Annotated in this window: 11 protein-coding genes; 5 read left to right on the top strand and 6 right to left on the bottom strand. The window is 73.0% G+C overall.

Annotated features, from left to right (window positions below):
- Positions 1-49: 49 nt before the first annotated feature.
- The 4 genes from IH50_RS0119940 to IH50_RS0119925 all read right to left on the bottom strand — a co-directional run bounded on the left by IH50_RS0119940 (position 50) and on the right by IH50_RS0119925 (position 6229).
- Positions 50-2875: an NHLP bacteriocin export ABC transporter permease/ATPase subunit gene (locus IH50_RS0119940; RefSeq protein WP_030863776.1), complete on the bottom strand. Its 2826-nt coding sequence runs from the start codon at positions 2873-2875 to the stop codon at positions 50-52.
- A gap of 1 nt (position 2876) precedes the next feature.
- Entirely contained in the window at positions 2877-5099 is a 2223-nt protein-coding gene (locus tag IH50_RS0119935) for an NHLP family bacteriocin export ABC transporter peptidase/permease/ATPase subunit (RefSeq protein WP_030863774.1), read from the bottom strand.
- Positions 5096-5902 (bottom strand): HlyD family efflux transporter periplasmic adaptor subunit, encoded by an 807-nt coding sequence (locus IH50_RS0119930; protein WP_030863772.1) that lies wholly within the window; start codon positions 5900-5902, stop codon positions 5096-5098. Before IH50_RS0119930 ends, IH50_RS0119935 begins: the two co-directional genes overlap by 4 nt.
- A 111-nt stretch (positions 5903-6013) precedes the next feature.
- Positions 6014-6229: a hypothetical protein gene (locus IH50_RS0119925; protein WP_030863769.1), complete on the bottom strand. Its 216-nt coding sequence runs from the start codon at positions 6227-6229 to the stop codon at positions 6014-6016.
- Positions 6230-6800: 571 nt separating this feature from the next.
- On the opposite strand from IH50_RS0119925, the gene IH50_RS0119920 reads away from it, so the two are divergent.
- Positions 6801-8048, top strand: coding sequence for a S1 family peptidase (locus tag IH50_RS0119920; protein WP_051767386.1), 1248 nt, complete (start codon positions 6801-6803; stop codon positions 8046-8048).
- A gap of 226 nt (positions 8049-8274) precedes the next feature.
- Here IH50_RS0119920 and IH50_RS0119915 read toward each other — a convergent pair whose 3' ends face one another.
- A complete protein-coding gene (locus tag IH50_RS0119915; protein ID WP_078914046.1) occupies positions 8275-10401 on the bottom strand; it encodes a SpoIIE family protein phosphatase in 2127 nt (708 codons plus the stop codon).
- A 222-nt stretch (positions 10402-10623) separates the two neighbouring features.
- Here IH50_RS0119915 and IH50_RS0119910 point away from each other — a divergent pair, with 222 nt between their 5' ends.
- The 4 genes from IH50_RS0119910 to IH50_RS0119895 all read left to right on the top strand — a co-directional run bounded on the left by IH50_RS0119910 (position 10624) and on the right by IH50_RS0119895 (position 15568).
- Complete coding sequence (locus IH50_RS0119910; protein ID WP_030863762.1) at positions 10624-13071, top strand: SpoIIE family protein phosphatase; 2448 nt, start codon at positions 10624-10626, stop codon at positions 13069-13071.
- A 100-nt stretch (positions 13072-13171) separates the two neighbouring features.
- On the top strand, positions 13172-13591 hold the full coding sequence (locus tag IH50_RS0119905) for a CBS domain-containing protein (RefSeq protein WP_030863760.1): 420 nt from the start codon (positions 13172-13174) through the stop codon (positions 13589-13591).
- Between the two features lie 138 nt (positions 13592-13729).
- Positions 13730-13909, top strand: coding sequence for a hypothetical protein (locus IH50_RS42695; RefSeq protein WP_078914038.1), 180 nt, complete (start codon positions 13730-13732; stop codon positions 13907-13909).
- A gap of 846 nt (positions 13910-14755) precedes the next feature.
- Entirely contained in the window at positions 14756-15568 is an 813-nt protein-coding gene (locus IH50_RS0119895; RefSeq protein ID WP_051767384.1) for a class I SAM-dependent methyltransferase, read from the top strand.
- Positions 15569-15623: 55 nt separating this feature from the next.
- On the opposite strand, the gene IH50_RS0119890 is transcribed toward IH50_RS0119895, so the two are convergent.
- The gene (locus IH50_RS0119890) at positions 15624-17561 is read right to left on the bottom strand and encodes a glycosyltransferase family 2 protein (RefSeq protein WP_030863752.1); all 1938 of its coding nucleotides are present in this window, start codon (positions 17559-17561) and stop codon (positions 15624-15626) included.
- Between the last annotated feature and the right edge of the window lie 101 nt (positions 17562-17662).

The following is a 17662-nucleotide window of genomic DNA, read 5'->3' as shown; positions in this document are numbered from 1 at the left end:
ACCGGAGGGTTACCAGCCGTTGACATGGAGGCCATGACCGCCCGGCGCCTCACGCCAACTGCCGCCGCACCAGTTCGTGCAGCCGCCCGCCGGTGTCGGCGAGCAACCGGTCGGGCGGGCCCTGCTGGACCACCTTGCCGCCCTCCATCACCACCACCCGGTCCGCGTCGAGCACCGTCGACAGCCGGTGCGCGATGACGATCCGGGTCGCCTCCAGGGCCTTGGTGCTCTCCATGACCGCGCGCTGCGTCTCGTTGTCCAGGGCGCTGGTCGCCTCGTCGAAGAAGAGGATCCGCGGCCGGCGGATCAGCGCCTGGGCGATCATCAGCCGCTGCCGCTGGCCGCCGGAGACCGCACCGCTGCCGGAGACGATGGTGTGCAGCCCCATCGGCATCCGCCGGATGTCCTCGGCCAGCCCCGCCATCTCCGCCGCCGCCATGGCCTCCTCCGGCGTGTACGGCTCGCTCCCGCAGATGACGTCCAGGACGGATCCGGTGAACGGCTGCGCGTGCTGGAGCACCACACCGCACTGCCGCCGCACCGCCGACCGGTCGAGCGCGGCCAGGTCCTGGCCGTCGTACAGCACACTGCCGGACACCGGCCGGTCGAAGCCGATCAGCAGCCGCAGCAGGGTGGACTTGCCGCAGCCGCTCGGGCCGACCACCGCCACGAACTCGCCCGGCCGCGCCTCGAAGGACACGTCGTCCAGGACCAGCGGACCGTCGTCGGAGTAGCGGAAGGACAGCCGCCGCGCCTCGACCGCCCCGGACAGCGGGCCCGGCCGGGTGCTCGCCGCGCGCACCTCGGGCGTGGCGTCCAGCACCGGCTTGATCTGCTCGAACAGCGGCAGCGCGGCGACCGCCGAGACGAACGCCCCGGTCAGCTGGGTGACCGAGGTCAGCACCATCGTCACCGACGTGTTGAAGGTGAGGAACTCCGCTGCCGTCATCGAGCCGCGGGCCGGTCCGGCCAGCAGCATGAACATCGCCAGCGTGACCAGCGGCAGGTAGACCGCGCCCAGCACCGCCGTCAGGTTCTTGATCCGCCCGGCCCTCCGCTGGAGCTCGCGGCTGCGCGCGAACTGCGACGCCCATGCCGCGTACGCGTAGTTCTCCGCCGCCGCCACCCGCAGCTTCGGCAGTCCGCGCAGCGTCTGGAAGGCCTGGTTGTTCAGCTTGTTGGTGAGCACCACCAGCCGCCGCTGCCAGCGCACCTGCCACAGCCCGAGCCCCAGGAACACCCCCGCGATCACGACCAGCATCCCGAGCGCGGCCAGCGCCATCGGCACGCTGAACCACAGCAGCAGCCCCAGGTTCACCGCGCCCACGGTGACCGACTGGACCACCGTCGGACCGACCCCGGCCAGCATCCGGCGGATCGCGCTGATGCCCATGGCCGCGCTCGCCAGTTCACCCGTCGAACGCTCGGTGAAGAACGTGGTCGGCAGCCGCAGCAGCCGGTCCCACACAGCCGGCTGGAGGGTCGCCTCCACCCGGCCCTCGAGACGCAGCAGCGTGAGGTTCTGCAACAGCATGAACGCGGCCGCGACCACACTGCTCAGGATCACCGCCAGACACACCTGCACGATCAGGTCCGTCTGCGCCTTCGGCACGTACTCGCCGAGCACCCGGCCCGTCGCCAGCGGCACCAGCGCCCCCAGCACCACCGTCACCAGACCGCTCAGCACCAGCCCCGTCAGATCGCCGCGGGTGCCGCCCATGCAGAACCGCATCAGCCGCAGCGGGCTCAGCCGCCGCTCGGGCAGCGGACGGTAGAACATCACCGCACGCGGCTCGAACTCCTCGGCGTTCGCCTTCTCCACCGGGGTCTCCCGGCCGGTCGACGGATGCACGGCCACATAGCCGCCGCGCCGCCACAACAGCGCCACCGGCGCCCCCGACAGCGCGCGACGGCCCACCAGCGGACCCACGTCGTCGCGCCACCACCGGCCCTCCAGCCGCACCACCCGGGTACGCAGCCGTGAGGCCAGCGCCACCTGCTCCACCGGGTCCAGCCGGTCGGCTCCGGTCCCGGACTGCGCGGGCGGGGCCAGGGTGATCCCGGCCGCCCGCGCCACCAGCTCGCAGGCCGCGTACGTGGCGTCCGCGTCCGCGGCCGTCGTGCGCCGGCCCGACCGCTTCCCGATCGACGCGAGCAGCGTCCGGTCCGCCTGCGCCCGCACCGCCTCACCGGCCGCGATGCCTTGCGCGGTGCGCGTCTCGTGCGTCTCCTCCAGCTGCTCGATCCACCGGTCGAGGGTGGTCATCAGCCGGTACTGCTGGTCGACCATGGTCTGCCACAGCGCCGGGTCCATCAGCAGGTCGGCCGCGGCCTCTGCGCCGTACAGGGAGCCGTACCGCACGCTGCCCGGCGGCACCTGCATCCAGAACACGTCGTCGTCGGTGGGCGCCGCCGCCCGCTCCGTCGCCATCGGCGCCTGGAACAGCACGGCCAGGCTCCGGCCCACGCCCAGCGCGAGCGCGTACTCCAGCGGGCTCGTCGTCGGCGGCACGTACTGCGGGTTGCCGTACTCGTCGTACGACCAGGTCTGGGTGCGGGCCTCCTGGTACAGCTCGCGCAGCGCGATGCGGTGCACCACGCAGTCCCGCAGCGGCCGCGCCACCAGGGTGTGCGCCGGACCCGCCACCGGGCCGAGCACCAGCGAACCCGCCTCCAGACGGCCCAGGTGGTGCCAGTGCCCCTGCTGCTCCGCGTCCACCGCGAACAGGTCCACGGCACCGGACGCGATCAGCCACAGCACCTGCGGCCCGTCCAGGTCCAGCTTCCCGAACCCGGAGCAGTCGATCGGGGTGCCCAGCGCGCCGAGCGCGCCCAGGACGACGTCGCCGCCCTGCCCCTCCTGCACGGCAGTCATCTCATCGCTCCCTGACCAGCGCCGCGTACGCCCCGCCCCGCGCCACCAGCTCCTCGTGCCGTCCGCGCTCCACGACCGTGCCCTGGTCCAGGACGACGATCTCGTCGCTGTCGCGGACCGTGGACAGCCGGTGCGCGATCACCACGCACGCGCAGCCGCGGCGGCGCAGGTTGTCCATCACCACCAGCTCCGTCTCGGCGTCCAGCGCGCTGGTCACCTCGTCGAGGACCAGGATGCTCGGCCGGCGCACCAGCGCCCGCGCGATCTCCAGACGCTGCCGCTGACCGCCGGAGAAGTTCCGGCCGTCCTGCTCGACCGGGCTGTGGATACCGCCCGGCCGGCGCACGATCACCTCGTACAGCGCCGCGTCCTTCAGCGCCTCGACCACGGCCTCGTCCGGGATCGACGGGTCCCACAGCGCCACGTTGTCCCGCACCGTCCCCTCGAACAGGAACACGTCCTGGTCGACGAACGACACCGACGCGGCCAGCGCCCCGCGCGGGATGTCCTCGATGCGCTGCCCGTCGATCCGGATCACGCCCTCCCACGGGGTGTAGAGCCCCGAGATCAGCCGCGACACGGTCGACTTGCCGCTGCCCGAGCCGCCCACCAGCGCCACCTGCCGGCCCGGACCCACCGTCAGGTCGAAGCCGGTCAGCAGTGGCTTGTCCAGCGGGTTGTAGCCGAAGGTGAGGTTCTGCAGCTCGACGTGGCCGTGCAGCCGGCGGGTCGACTCGCCGGTGCCCGGACGCCCGTAGAGCGGGTCCGCCCGGAAGTTCTCCACGTCCTTCAGCCGGGCCACGTCCGCGGCGAAGTCCTGGATCCGGCCCGCGACGCCGTTGAGCCGGGTCAGCGGGGCGGTGAAACGGGCGACCAGTGCCTGGAAGGCGACCAGCAGACCGACCGAGATGTGCCCCTCGACCGCCCGCATGCCGCCGATCCACAGGATCAGCGCGCTGTTGAGGGTGGCGAGCGTCGGCGCGACGACGCCGAGCCAGGCGCTCGGCACCCCGAGCCGCTGCTGCTCCTCCAGCGTGCTGGCGTGCTGCCCGGCCCACTTGCGGAAGTAGCCGTCCTCCCCGCCGGTCGCCTTCAGCGTCTCGATCAACTGCAGACCGGTGTACGCCGTATTGGTGAGCCGCGCGCTGTCCGCGCGGAGCTTCGCCGTACGGGTCGCGCGCAGCCGGATCACGATCCGCATCGCCACGATGTTCAGCAGCGCCACCCCGATGCCCACGAACGTGAGTTGCGGGTCGTACGTGTACAGCAGCACCGCGTACAGCACGACCACCACCGCGTCCACGCCCGCCGCCGACAGATCACGGGCCAGCGTCTCGGCCACCGCGTCGTTGGACTGCAGCCGCTGCACCAGGTCGGCCGGGCTGCGCTGGGCGAAGAACGTCACCGGCAGCCGCAGCAGATGGCGCAGGAAGCGGGCGCTGGACAGGGTGGAGGAGATCAGCCGGCCGCGCAGCAGATTGCCCTGCTGCAGCCAGGTCAGCACCAGCGTGAGCAGCACGCACACGCCCATCGACGCGAACAGCACACCCAGCATGGAGGTGCGGCCGCCGATCAGGAACTCGTCGATGAAGGTACGGCTGAGCCCCGGTACCGCCGCGCCGACCGCCACCAGCAGCAGGCTCGACAGCACCACGGCGGGCATGGTGCCCGCCGTGCCGCGCAGCCGGGCGGGCATCGCGCCGAGCACGCCCGGCCTGCGGCCGCCCCGGGTGAAGTCCTCGCCGGGCTCCATCACCAGCACGACACCGGTGAAACTGCCGTCGAACTCCTCCAGCGGGACGAACCGCCGTCCCTTGCCGGGGTCGTTGATGTAGACCCCGCGGCGGCCGAAGCGGCGGCCCATGCCGTCGTAGACGACGTAGTGGTTGAACTCCCAGAACAGGACGGCCGGTGCCGTCACCTCGGCGAGGGCGGCCAGGTCCATCTGCATGCCCTTGGCGGTCAGCCCGTAACTCCTGGCCGCCTTCAGCAGGTTGCTGGCGCGCGATCCGTCCCGCGAGACGCCGCAGGCGATGCGCAGCTCCTCCAGCGGGACATGGCGGCCGTAGTGACCGAGCACCATCGCGAGCGAGGCGGCACCGCACTCCACGGCCTCCATCTGGAGCACGGTGGGCGTACGGACCGTCTTCGCCCGGGACCTGGGCACCTTGCGTTTTGGCGGGGCGGCACGGCGTCCACCGCGCGTCTCCCGGTCGGTGGTCATGGGAGCAGCCAGTCGACGGGACGCCGGTCGGCCAGCCGGATCGAACCCGTGGCCAGGGTCATCGAGGTCAGCTCGAACGGCGGACCGTCCGCCGACGACCACGCGTAGCCGCTTTCCGTGCCGGACGACCTCTCCAGCTCGACGGTGACGGCCACCGGCCTGCCCTCCTTCGTGAACTGCTCGCCGAGCTGGGCGTCCCCGAGGAACGCGGCGATCTGCCGGGCGGACTGCGCCGAGCGGCCCACCGACGTCACCTCGCCGCGCAGCACGCCGTACTCCTGGCTCGGCACCGACTGCACCGTCAGGTCGACGGGGGCGTGCGCGGGGATGCCGGCGGCGCTCTCGGCGGGGACGTACACCGTCGCCCGCAGCGGGGTCTTCGCGCGGGCGACCTTCTCCACGGCGGCGACGTTCGCACCGGTGGAGATGATCTGCCCGCTGCCGGCGGCGAGCGCGGTGATCCGGCCCGCGTCGAGGGTGCGGACGATTTCGTCGCCCCGCTCGGTACGGACCTTCAGGACGGGGGAGCCGGCGGGCAGCCGCTCGCCCTCCTTCGCGAGGACGGCGGTGACCTGGCCGGCGACGGGGCTCTGCAGGACGTAACTGCCCTGCCCGTAGGTGAGGACGGCGGGCGCGCCGACCGTGGAGGACACCGAGCCGGTCAGTGCCCACACCGAGGCGGCCGCCATCGCGACCACGGTCACGGACAGCACCAGCCAGCCCTGCGGGCGCGCGAAGCGCACCGGCAGGTCGAGCTCCTCCGGTGACTGGAGCCTGGCGAGGGCCTGTTGGCGGAACTGCACGGGTCTTCCCTCACCTGGGTGAACTGTGCGACGTGACGTGTGGACCGTGGGGGCACCGCGAAGTCCCGGGGCCGGCGGGCGGCTCCGGGACTCGGCGGCACCAAGGCGCGGTCAGAGACCGGCGACCAGGTTCGTGACCGGGGCGGTGTTCAGGCCGGTGACACCCTCGACGGTGCCGACGACCGTGTCGACCAGGCCGGAGACCGGGGCGATGCCGTCCACCGCGCCCGTGAGGGTGTTCACGGCGTTCACGGACAGGCCGCCGGAGACGTTGTCGAGGTCGGCGTCGGAGATCTCGGCGGTCTCGACCTGGGGGGTGGAGTTCATGATGGAACTTCCCTTCGTATGGATATTTCACAAGGGGGGAGCGGCCCTCTGCCGGTGAGGGACGAAGGCCGCGACCGCGGGCGCCGGACGCCCGTCGCCGGGAGCCCGAAGCGGCCTTGCGGTGCGATGGATCAAAGCACGCGGCGAGCGCGGCCTTCCACTCAATCAAACGTCTCACCAGGCAATTCGTGCTCCACAGGGGTGCAGGCGTGCAGACGCGGGCACGGCTCGGCGGCGACTTCTTCACATGCCCCACCGCATCGACCCGTCCGGCCACTTGCGCCCCGGTGGCCGGAATCCGGCACACCGGCCCCAAAGGTGTGGCCCGGTCCGCCGGCCTGTGGACGAATCCCGGCTCCGGTGACCGGGTTGGGCATTCGATGTGCAGATTCGCTGAAGCCGGGATTCCGCTACGTGGCGGCGACCGACCGCTCATGGCCGGTCGCCGAGCGTGACCGTCAGGGCGGGATTGAACGCCCCTCGCGGCCCGTGCGTACCAACAGCCGTCCGGGCGCCCCCCAGTTGCCGAACACCGGCACGACTCCGGTCCCCCCCCAGGAGGTCGAGAAGTTTGAGTCACAAGCGAATTCCGAAGCGCAAGGCCGTGATGGCGGTGGGCGGTGCGGTGGCGCTCGGCGCCGCCGCGTTCCTGCTCCCGAACGCGAACGCGTCCCAGGACGGCGGGTCGGACGGCGCCGCGGCGGCGCCGAAGACCCTGAAGGCGGGCGATGCCTCGGATCTCGCCTCGCGGCTCGCCGGGCTCCTCGGCGACGCGTTCGCCGGCTCCTACTACGACGGCGACAGCAAGCAGCTCGTCGTCAACGTCGTACCGGGCGACGACAACAACGTGATCGTGCAGGCGAAGAAGGCGGGCGCGGCCGTCCGCGAGGTCGACAACAGCATGACCGAACTGGAGGCCGGGGCACGGACGCTGAAGTCGGAGGCGGCCATCCCGGGCACCTCCTGGGCCGTCGACCCGCGCACCAACAAGATCCTGGTCACCGCGGACAGCACGGTGACCGGCGACAAGTGGAACAGGCTGGAGTCCACCGTCGAGAGCCTCGGCTCCGGCATGGCGACCATCAAGAAGTCCGCGGGCACGTTCAGGACCTTCGCCTCCGGCGGCGACGCCATCTTCTCGGGCGGGGCGCGCTGCTCGCTCGGCTTCAACGTCACCGCGGGTGACGGCTCCCCGGCGTTCCTGACGGCCGGTCACTGCGGTGTCGCGGCCGAGCAGTGGTCCGACGCGCAGGGCGGGCAGCCGATCGCCACGGTCGACCAGGCGGTCTTCCCCGGCGAGGGCGACTTCGCGCTCGTCCGGTACGACGACCCCGCGACCGTCGCGCCGAGCGAGGTGAACCTCGGTGACCAGACCCTCCCCATATCCGGGGCCGCGGAGGCCACCGTCGGCCAGGAGGTGTTCCGGATGGGCAGCACCACCGGGCTCGCCGACGGCCAGGTGCTCGGCCTGAACGCCACCGTGAACTATCCGGAGGGCACGGTCACCGGGCTCATCCAGACGAACGTCTGCGCCGAGCCCGGGGACAGCGGCGGCTCGATGTTCACCCGGGACGGCCTCGCCGTCGGCCTGACCTCGGGCGGCAGCGGTGACTGCACCTCGGGCGGCGAGACGTTCTTCCAGCCGGTCACCACGGCTCTGGCGGCGGTCGGTGCGACCCTCGGCGACGCGGGGGCCGGTGACGGCGTGGGTGCCGGTGGCGAAGAGGTCGGAGCGGGAGACCAGGCCGGCGACGGGGCCGGCGCGGGCGCCGCGGAGCAGGGTGCTCAGGAGGACTCCGGCCTGACCGGGACCCACTGACGCGTCCTCGCCCCGGGCCCGGCCCCGGTTCCGTCACTCCTGTGGCGGGGCCGGGGCCGGGGTCTGTCACGCCGTCGGGGCGTCCCCCGTGATTCCGCGGCCCGTGTCGTCCTGGGCTCCCGAGTCCTTTCTCGCCCCCGCCGCCCCTTCCCGTCCCGTCCCTGGGGGCTCCGCCCCCAGACCCCCTTCGCGCAGTTCCCCGCGCCCCGGAAGTGGTCAGGCCGGGTCAGTCGTCCGGCAGGGCTCGTAGGAGGAGCAGGGCGATGTCGTCCAGCCGGTTCTCCGCGTCCGCGCCGTGCTGGACCAGGGCGTCGGCGAGATCGTCCAGGGGCAGGTCGCCGAGGTCGGTGAGACGGCGGCACAGGTCGGCGACGGCGTCCTCGAAGTCGGTGCCGGGGGATTCCACCAGACCGTCCGTGTAGAGGACGAGCAGGGAACCGGGGGAGAGGGCGACCTCGGTCGACGGGTACGCCGCCGAGTCGTCGATGCCCAGCAGCGGGCCCCCGGCCAGGTCCAGCACCCGCACCCGCCCGTCCGGTCTGCGCAGCAGCGGTGGCGGATGGCCCGCGCGGGACATCACGGCCCGCCCGCGCGCGGGATCGATCCGCAGGTACAGACAGCTGGCGAACAGCTCCGAACCCAGGTCCAGCAGCAGCCGGTTGGTGCTGCGCATCACCTCCTCGGGCGCCTGCCCGACGGCCGTGTACGCGCGCACCGCCGTACGGACCTGTCCCATCAGCCCGGCCGCCGTCACGTTGTGGCCCTGTACGTCCCCGATCACCGCCGCCGCCATCCCCCGCGTCGGCACCAGATCGTAGAAGTCGCCCCCGATCTCCATGCCCTGGGTGGCCGGCAGATAGCGGGCCGCCGCCTCGATGCCCGCCAGCGACGGCAGCGTGTGCGGCAGCAGCGCCTCCTGGAGCCCGTGCGCGAGCCGGTGCTTGGCGTCGTAGAGCAGGGCCCGTTCCAGCGCCTGGGCGATCAGTCCCGCCAGATTGGTCAGCACCGCCCGCTCCTCCGTCGTGAAGTGGTGCGGCGCCGCGTACGACAGCACGCACGTCCCCACCGGGCGCCCCGAGGCGATCAGCGGCAGATACGCCCACGCCGCGAACTCGGACGGATTCACCAGCAGCGCCGGATACAGGCGCTCGATCTCCTCCCGGCTTTCGAAGAAGGCGGGCACACCGGACCGCAGCACCTGGCTGCCGGGAGTCGGCTCCGACAGCGGCATCCCGTCGAACCGCTCCACCACCCGGGCGTCCGCGTACCCCTGGTGCCCCAGCACGCGCAGCCGGCCCGCCCGGGACCCGAGGATCACCAGTCCCTGGCCGCCCACCGCCGGGACGATCTCGGCCGCCACCAGCCGCACCACGTCCTCCACCCCGACCGTCTCGGTCAGCGCACCCGCCAGGCTCAGCACCTGGGTGATGGTGACCAGCCGCGGCTGCTCCTGCCCGGACCGCGGTGCCGCGCGGTTCATCTCCGTCACCGCGCGTGCCCGGCTGATCCGCACACTGAGTCCGGTGGTGCTCGGATACAGCCGGAACGACAGCCACTCGTCCGGGGGGCGCAGCGCGACGAACGAGGTGACCTGCTGGCTGAACAGCGCGGCCCGGTACCGGTCCTCGTACACGGGATCGTTCAGCCACGGCACCGTCGCCCACATCCGGGCACCGAGGAGCCGGTTCGCCGGAACGCCCAGCAGCTCCGCGGCGGCGGCGTTGGCGAAGCCGACCCGCCCGTGCGGATCGAGCGAGCACAGGCCGTACGGCAGCCGGGACACCATCCGTGCCGCCTCCACCGTGCCGAGCGTGCCGGCCATGCCGCCCACCAGCGGCGCCGCCAGCAGATCCGGTTCCGGTGCCAGCGGCAGGCTCTGCTCGGCGGCCCGCTCCAGCCGCGCCGCGAGCCGGTCGCAGGCGGCGGTCAGATGATCACGCTCCCAGTCGGACAGCTCCTGCGGATGCGTGCCGGGCCAGGTCACGAAGACCGCGCCGTACGCCTTCGTCCCCGTCGCCACCGGCAGCGCGGCCAGCGAGAAGGGATACGGCAGCACCACGGCGATCCGGGGATAGCGGCGGGCCATCTCCTCCTCGCCGCCCACCCACACCAGCCGCCGTTCGCGCACCGCGTCGGAGACCGGGATCGGCGCGCTCAGCCCCACCCGTTCCCACGGGGCCGCGAAGGCACGGGGCAGCCCCGCCATCACCGCCATCTCCAGCACCGGATGGTCCGGCGAGAGCAGGTACACGGCCCCGGAGTGGGCGTGCACCTCGTCCATCATCGAGGCCAGCGTCAGGGACAGCAGCGGACGGCCGACCGGCGCCCGCGCGGACGACTGCCCCTCGGACACGCCGACCACCTCCTCGCACGGCCGCGCCACCGGCCCCGGGACCCAATCTCCCCCCTGCCGGGCCGTCGCGCACGACGAGCGACGGGGAGAGCACGGGGTCACGCACCCCCCGTATACCCCGGATCCCGGCCCGTAGGACCGCCCGGGGTGTTCCGCGCCCCGCGCACGCCGGGGGCCGCCGAACGCGCACAGGGGCTGCGCGGGTGTCCCATAAGCGCTGTAATGGCCAACGTGGTCGGTGAGGGCGCTGCGGGACGCAGCACGAGAACGCTGCGTGCGGAAGGTGCCCTGACGGCGATCGCGGCCGACCCCGAGTCGTCCGACCGGGTGCGCAGGATCCTGGAGCAGGCCCTCGTCTTCGCCGGTGCCGCGTTCGCCGCCGTGTACACGGCCGGGGCGGACGGAGAGCTGCTGTACCTGGCGGAGTCCGCCGGGGTGCCGCGGACCCTGTGCGGGGTGCGGGACAGTTACCCCGTCGCCGGGCACACCCCGGTGGCCGAGGCCCACCGCGGGCGGCCGGTGTGGCTGGGCCCGGACGACCTCGCCGCGCAGGCGCAGTCACGACGCGTGCCCAGCCGTGACTTCTTCCTGGCGGCGCTGCCCCTGCGGGACGACGGCGGCGGCTGCCTGCTCGCGGTCAGCGAGCGCGCCGACGGCTTCGACGCCGACGACCGCCGCTGCCTCGGCCTCGTCGCCGACGCCCTCGCCCTCCCCGCGCCGGCCGCCACCGCCGAGGGCGCCGACCTGCGGCCCGGCGGCTTCAGCCTCGCCATGGACACCGGGCGGGTCCGGGTCGGCGAGGACATCCTGGAGCTGTTCGGCCTCGACCCGGACGACTTCGACGGGCGGGTGGAGACCCTGCTGGGCCTGACGGTGCCGGAGGACCTGCCCTCACTGATGTCCGTCGTCGAGGCCGACCACATGACGATCGGCGACCGCGAACTGGAGTTCCGGGTGCTCCAGCCCGCCGGCCCGCCCAAGTGGCTGCGGCTGCGCGGCCGGCTGGTGCACGGCGAGGAGGGACGCCCCGCCCGGCTGGTGGGCTCCGTTGCCGACGCCTCCACACTGCGCTCCGACATCACGGACGTGGCCCGGATCCAGCGTCTCGCCGCCGCGCTCGCCACCGCGGTCACCGTCCGCGACGTCGGCAGGGCCGTGGTCGCCGCGCTGCGCCGGCCGCTGCGGGCCGACCGCATCGCGCTCGCCGAGCTGGAGAGCGAACGGCTCGTCGTCACCGTCCTCGACCCGCCGGAACCGGAGGCGTGGCCGGATCTGTGGCGCGCGGAGTGGCGCACCGAGTGGCCCGACGCGCCCGTGCGCACCATGCCCACCCTCGCCGCCGCCCTGCGCGAGGGACGCGCCCGGATCTGGCCGGCCGGCTCCCCGCTGGAGACCGCCCTCGCCGAGGTGGGCCCCGGTGGCCTGGCCATGCTGCCGCTGCCCGCCGGGAACCGGATAGCCGGCGCCTGCCTGATCGGCTGGGACACCCCGCACGACTTCGGCCCCGACGAACGCGCCCTGCTCACCGCCGCCGCCGGCCTCGCCGGACAGGCCCTGATGCGGGCCCGCGCCTTCGACGCCGAGCACGAACTGGTCGGCATGCTCCAGCGCCAGCTGCTGCCGCGCCGCCTGCCCCGGCTGCCCGGCGCGGTCGCCGTCGCCCGCTATCTGCCCAGCACCGCCGGCCTGGAGCTCGGCGGCGACTGGTACGACGTGATCCCGCTGCCGGACAATCACGTCGCCCTCGTCATCGGCGACGTCCAGGGTCACAGCGCAGGCGCCGCCACCCTCATGGGCCAGATGCGCACCGCGCTGCGCGCCTACGCCGTCGAGGGACACCCCCCGGACGTGGTGGTCTCCCACGCCAACCGGCTCCTCATGGACATGGAGACCGACCTCTTCGCCACCTGCTGCTATGTCGACGTCGACATGGAGGAGGGCTTCGCCTGGTGCGTCCGCGCCGGACATCTGCCGCCGGTGCTGCGTCACCCGGACGGCCGCACCGAGATCGCGGAGGCCGAGGGCGGACCGCCGCTGGGCGTGGTGCGGCAGAGCGATTTCCCCATGAGTCCGCTCAGACTGCAGCCCGGCACGTTGGTCGCGCTCACCACGGACGGTCTGGTCGAGTCCCCGGACTCCGACATCGACGAGGGCATGAACGGCTTCGCCCGGCAGCTGTCCGCCGCCGACCCCGCCCACCTCGGGCTCGTCGCGGACGCCCTGCTCGGCAAGGCCCCGCGCAGCGACGACGTCGCCCTGCTGCTGATGCGCTACGACGGCATGGCCTCCCGTCCGCTGCGGGAGACCTGGACGGTGTGGCGGGTGCCCCAGGCGGTCGGGCACGCCCGCCGCTTCACCCGGCGCACCCTGCGCTCCTGGGGAGTGACCGCGGACGTCGACGGCGCCCTGCTCGTCGTCTCCGAACTGGTCACCAACGCCCTGGTGCACACCGAAGGACCGGTCCGCCTCGACATCTCCCTGGTCAACGACCGGCTGCGCCTCGCGGTCGCCGACGCCTCGCCCCGCACCCCCGTGAAGCCCACCAGCATCGGCTGGGAGGCCACCGGAGGCCGCGGCATCCTCCTCGTCGAGGCCGTGTCGGCCGGCTGGGGGACCCTTCCGGTCAGCGGGGGCAAGCAGGTGTGGGCGGAGTTCCTGCTGCGGCCCTGACGGCCGCCGGGTCCGCCGGCCGGGAACGCCCGCGCCCGGTGACCGTACCGCCCCGCCGGGTACCCGGGACGTCACCGAGGGACAGGAGAGAGGACACGTCATGGCACAGCACGTGCGCGACATCATGACCGGTGCGCCGGTGACCGTCGGGCCGCAGACCTCCGTCGCGGAGGTCGCCCGCATCATGCGCGACCGCGACCTCGGGTCCGTCCTGGTGACCGACGGCGACCGGCTGCGCGGACTGGTCACCGACCGCGACCTGGTGGTGCGGTCGGTCTCCCGGGGCGGCGATCCCGAGGACATCACCGTGGCCGGCGCGTGCAGCGACGACCCGGTGACCGTGGCACCGGACGACGACCTGGACCACGCGGTGCGGCTGATGCGCGAACACGCCGTGCGCCGTGTCCCGGTCGTCGAGGACGGACGCCCCGTCGGCGTCGTCTCGCTGGGCGACACCGCCATGGAGCGCGACCCGGAGTCCGCCCTGGGCGACATCAGCGCGGCCCGGCCCAACCGCTGACGAGGACGCCGGCCCGGACGGGAACTCCCTGTCCGCGCCGGAGTGTTGAGGAGGCGGAAGCCTGTGCGGCGGACGGGGGTTTGTCCGGCGCGGCGCCGGGGACCCGGAGGGCAGCGGACAGAAGGAAGATGATGAGTCGTGACCTCGGAGACCACTGACCAGCCCCGACCCCGCCGGGCGGAGACCGGCTGGGCGCGAGCCCGGCGGCTGCGCGGCAAGGACCCGCTGCGGACCTGCCTCCCCGCCGTGGACCGCGGTACCACCTCCACCACCCCGAACGCGAGTGCGGAGGGAAATATCGTCAGGGGCGATGATTAGCCCGCGTCCAGGTGGCCGATCGGCCCTTTCGCGGGATTTCATGACACACGAGTGAAGCAAGTGATGTTCCATCCGCCGGAACGCGGCTATGGTGAGCCGGATGAAGGCTCTCGTGCTGTCCGGCGGTGCCGGAATCCGGCCGGGGCCGATCACCTCCACCCCGACCGGACGATTAGTGCCCGTGGCCGACGGGCCCGTGCTCTTCCACGAGCCGGAGTGCCCGGCGGACGCGGGCACCACCGATGCCGGGACCGTCGCCGGTGACACGGCCGCGGAGACCGAGGACACGGTCGGCGGCGGATCGGAATCCTGTCCGCGGGCCACGCGCGTTCCCCGGGGAAATCCTCCGCGACCGGCCCGCGCGGCGCTGACCGCCCCCGCCGTCCGGCCTCCGGCCGGCCCCCGCGCCGGCGCGCGCCGCACGGCCGTCCAGGGCCACCGGAAGGACACCACCGGCGCCGTCGCCCCGCTGGAGGCCGGCCGCCGCGCCCGTACACCGCTCGCGTCCGGCGTGCCGAGGGGCACCGTGCCGGACGCGCTCACCCGTCACCGCACCCAGAGCCGGCCCGCCGGCCCGCGCACCGCCCGCGGCCGCTTCGGAACCGCCGGCGGGCGGGCCGTGCCGCGGGAACCGCCCGGTGCGGGCGCGGTGGTGCGTCCCCCTTGGCTCCACGGGCTCCACGGCACTGACTTCGTGCGGACGATGATCGGTTCCGCATCCCGCCGCCCCACCGTCGACCCCCTCGACGCCCGGCGCATACGGCCCGCCACCGCTGCGGCCCTCCCGCGGCCCGCAGCGCTCGCCCCCTCCGCAAAGAGCTGTCCCAGTGAAAGGAACGTCTCGCGATGTCGATCAGGCCAATGGTGAAGTCCGCGTTGGGCGAGAGGAACGTGCGGGTCCTGCGCCAGTTGAAGCGGCAGATCACGGGCAAGCCGGCCGCGCCGGTCAAGCCGACCGGGCTGGACGCGATCTCCCACGACCTCAGCAAACTGGCCGTGCACTTCAAGACGGACAAATGGGGGACGCACCGTTACACGCGGCACTACCAGCGCCATCTCCAGCACCTGAAGAACAAGAAGTTCAACCTTCTGGAAATCGGGATCGGCGGATACAACCGGGCCGGCCAGGGCGGGGCATCACTGCGTATGTGGAAGGCGTTCTTCCCCAACGCGCAGATCTTCGGAATGGACATCCAGGACAAGTCTTTTGTCGACGAGGACCGCATCACGACCTTCATCGGTGACCAGTCCGACCCCGACTCCCTGAACGCCATCGCCGAGAAGATCGGCGAGATCGACGTCATCATCGACGACGGCAGCCACCGCAGCCCGCACGTGATCACGACGTTCGAGACGCTCTTCCCCCTGCTCAAGGACGGTGGCATCTACGCCGTCGAGGACACCCAGTCGTCGTACTGGCCCGAATGGATGGGCAGCGAGGACCTCGACGCGAAGGACACCAGCATGGGGTTGCTGAAGCGTCTGACGGACGGGCTGAACTATGAGGAGTTCGTGGACGAGAGCTACGAGCCGACCTACACGGACCGCAACGTGGTCGGCGTGCACTTCTACCACAACCTGGTGATCATCGAGAAGGGCAAGAACGCCGAGGGCTCCAACAAGCGCAGCGCTCTGAAGCAGCGTTACGCCAAGTCCTGACTCCGGGGCGCGTCAGCGGCACGGGGGCGGGCCCCGCGGCGGGGCCCGCGCTCCGTCACCGCCGTCCGCTGATCACGGAAGCCGCCTTCGTACGGGCGGTGCCGAGCACGCGCCGCACCCCGCGCGCCAGTCTCCGCACCGTCCCGGAGCGCGGTACGGACACCGCCGACGTCCGGTCGCCGGTGGCGCGCAGCGCGAACGGCAGTTCGCTCCAGGCGGGTTGTGCGGCATCGGGGTCCGGGGTCAGGGCGACCCGCCAGATTCCCCGGGGGAGCCGGACGGGCAGCGTGGCTTCCAGCAGGGAGCCCGGCCCGTCCGCCTCACCGGTGAGCGTGCCGGACGCGTGCAGCGTCCTGCCGGAAGCGGTGAACCTGAGCTCCACCCGGACGCCTCCGGCCGCGTGCAGCGGGATCCGGGCGCTCAGCCGGGTCCCGGAGACGGTGACGTCCGGCCGCCGCACACCGACCAGGCCGAGCCGCCTGCCCTTGGCGCCCGTGTCCAGCGAGAGATGCCCGTGCGGCTCGGTCCAGTACGGCAGGACCGCGCGCCGGCCGGTCACAGCCGCGCACGGCTCGGGGCGCGTGGCGCGCGGGGCGGGGCCGAGCCGGCACTCCTTGGTCCAGCCGCCGAGCCTCACCCGTACGACGGCGTCCCAGACCCCGTCGCCCGGCAGCTTCGCGGGGTCGACGGTCGCGGTCGCCCGCAGCACCAGCCGCACCCGCTCGCCGCCGTCGACGGGAACCGTCTCCCGGGTGACCTCCACGGGCTGGAAGTACTGGGCGGAGCTGGACCGTTCACGCAGCAGCAGGTCCGCGGTGGCCTGTCCGAACCGGGCCGCGGTCCGGGCGCCGACCCACGCCACTGCTTCCTCCACGTTCTCCGGGGGGCCGGCCGGCGGGGTGCGGGCGGCGTCCGCGGGGAAGGTCATCGGCTCGCGGGCGGAGGTGTACTCGGCGGTGAAACCGATGTGCAGCGAGCCGTCGTGCCACTCCACGCCCACGGGCGTCGCCGTCGGCGCGATCCCGGCCTCCCATGCGGCGAAGGCCACCACGTCGTCGTACCGGTCGGCCTCGGCCAGCGCGGCGACGACCTGCTGCGTCGGCTGCAACCCGGCCGGGACACCCGGGCCGAACCGTTCGACGACGACCTTGTGGATCTCCGCGAACAGCTCCCTGCGGTAGTCGTCCGGCAGCCCCAGCAGCCGCCGGCCCCGCAGCCGTTCCACCATCTCCACCCGCAGCCAGCGGCGGAACAGCCGGTCCCGTACCGGGCCCGGCTCGGTGTACCGCTCGACGACGTCGAGCGCCTCCCGCAGATTGCCGAAGTACCCCGCGGGGTCGAAGCGCTGGAAGCCGGCGTTGGAGGCGTCGTCGCGTCTGATGTGGTAGTAGCAGACGTAGTCGCTGAGCACGGACACGTTGTCCGCGCGCAGATACGCCTCGGTGACGAAGACGTGGTCCTCCAGGCGCCGCCGCCCCTCCGGGAACCGCAGCCCGGTACGGTCGAGGAACTCCCGGCGGAACATCTTGTGCGGGGTGAGACTGTCGATCAGCGGGGCGTCCTCGACCGTCGCCCGCGGACGGTTGCGGCGGAACAGCTCCACCGGCACCCCGCGGTTCCTGCCGGCCATCTTCCCCACGACGACATCGGCGCCGTGGGCCGTGCCGTACGCGTACATCCGCTCCAGTGCCTCGTCGCCGAGGTAGTCGTCGTTGTCGACGAACATCACGAACTCGCCCCGTGCGGCGTCGATCCCCACATTGCGGGGCTTGCCCGACCAGCCGGAGTTCTCCTGGTGGATCACCCGCATCCGGGGGTCCTCGGCGGCGAGCCGGTCGAGCCGGGCCGGTGTCCCGTCGGTCGAGCCGTCGTCGACGAAGATCGCCTCGTACTCGTCGGGCGGCAGCGACTGCCGACGCAGCGAGGAGACGCAGTCCTCGAGGTAGATCCCCGGGTTGTACACGGGAACGATGACGCTGACCTTGACCGGCATCTGGATCTGGGCCCTTCGGGTCTCTCGCCGTCGAACGTGCGGGCTTGGCGCGCGTTGCCCGATCGTAGTGCCACGGCCGCCGCGTTTCCGGCTCCGCCCCG

Source organism: Streptomyces sp. NRRL S-37 (assembly GCF_000721605.1).
Classification (GTDB): Bacteria; Actinomycetota; Actinomycetes; order Streptomycetales; family Streptomycetaceae; genus Streptomyces.
The sequence above is the reverse complement of the archived record's forward strand: the minus strand, read 5'-3'. Positions and strand labels throughout refer to the sequence as shown.

What these genes read in the sequence shown, in the direction of transcription:
- IH50_RS0119940 (WP_030863776.1), bottom strand. Translation starts at nt 2,875, where the DNA reads ATGACTGCCGTGCAGGAGGGGCAGGGCGGCGACGTCGTCCTGGGCGCG.
- IH50_RS0119935 (WP_030863774.1), bottom strand. Translation starts at nt 5,099, where the DNA reads ATGACCACCGACCGGGAGACGCGCGGTGGACGCCGTGCCGCCCCGCCA.
- IH50_RS0119925 (WP_030863769.1), bottom strand. Translation starts at nt 6,229, where the DNA reads ATGAACTCCACCCCCCAGGTCGAGACCGCCGAGATCTCCGACGCCGAC.
- IH50_RS0119910 (WP_030863762.1), top strand. Translation starts at nt 10,624, where the DNA reads ATGGCCAACGTGGTCGGTGAGGGCGCTGCGGGACGCAGCACGAGAACG.
- IH50_RS0119905 (WP_030863760.1), top strand. Translation starts at nt 13,172, where the DNA reads ATGGCACAGCACGTGCGCGACATCATGACCGGTGCGCCGGTGACCGTC.
- IH50_RS0119895 (WP_051767384.1), top strand. Translation starts at nt 14,756, where the DNA reads ATGTCGATCAGGCCAATGGTGAAGTCCGCGTTGGGCGAGAGGAACGTG.
- IH50_RS0119890 (WP_030863752.1), bottom strand. Translation starts at nt 17,561, where the DNA reads ATGCCGGTCAAGGTCAGCGTCATCGTTCCCGTGTACAACCCGGGGATC.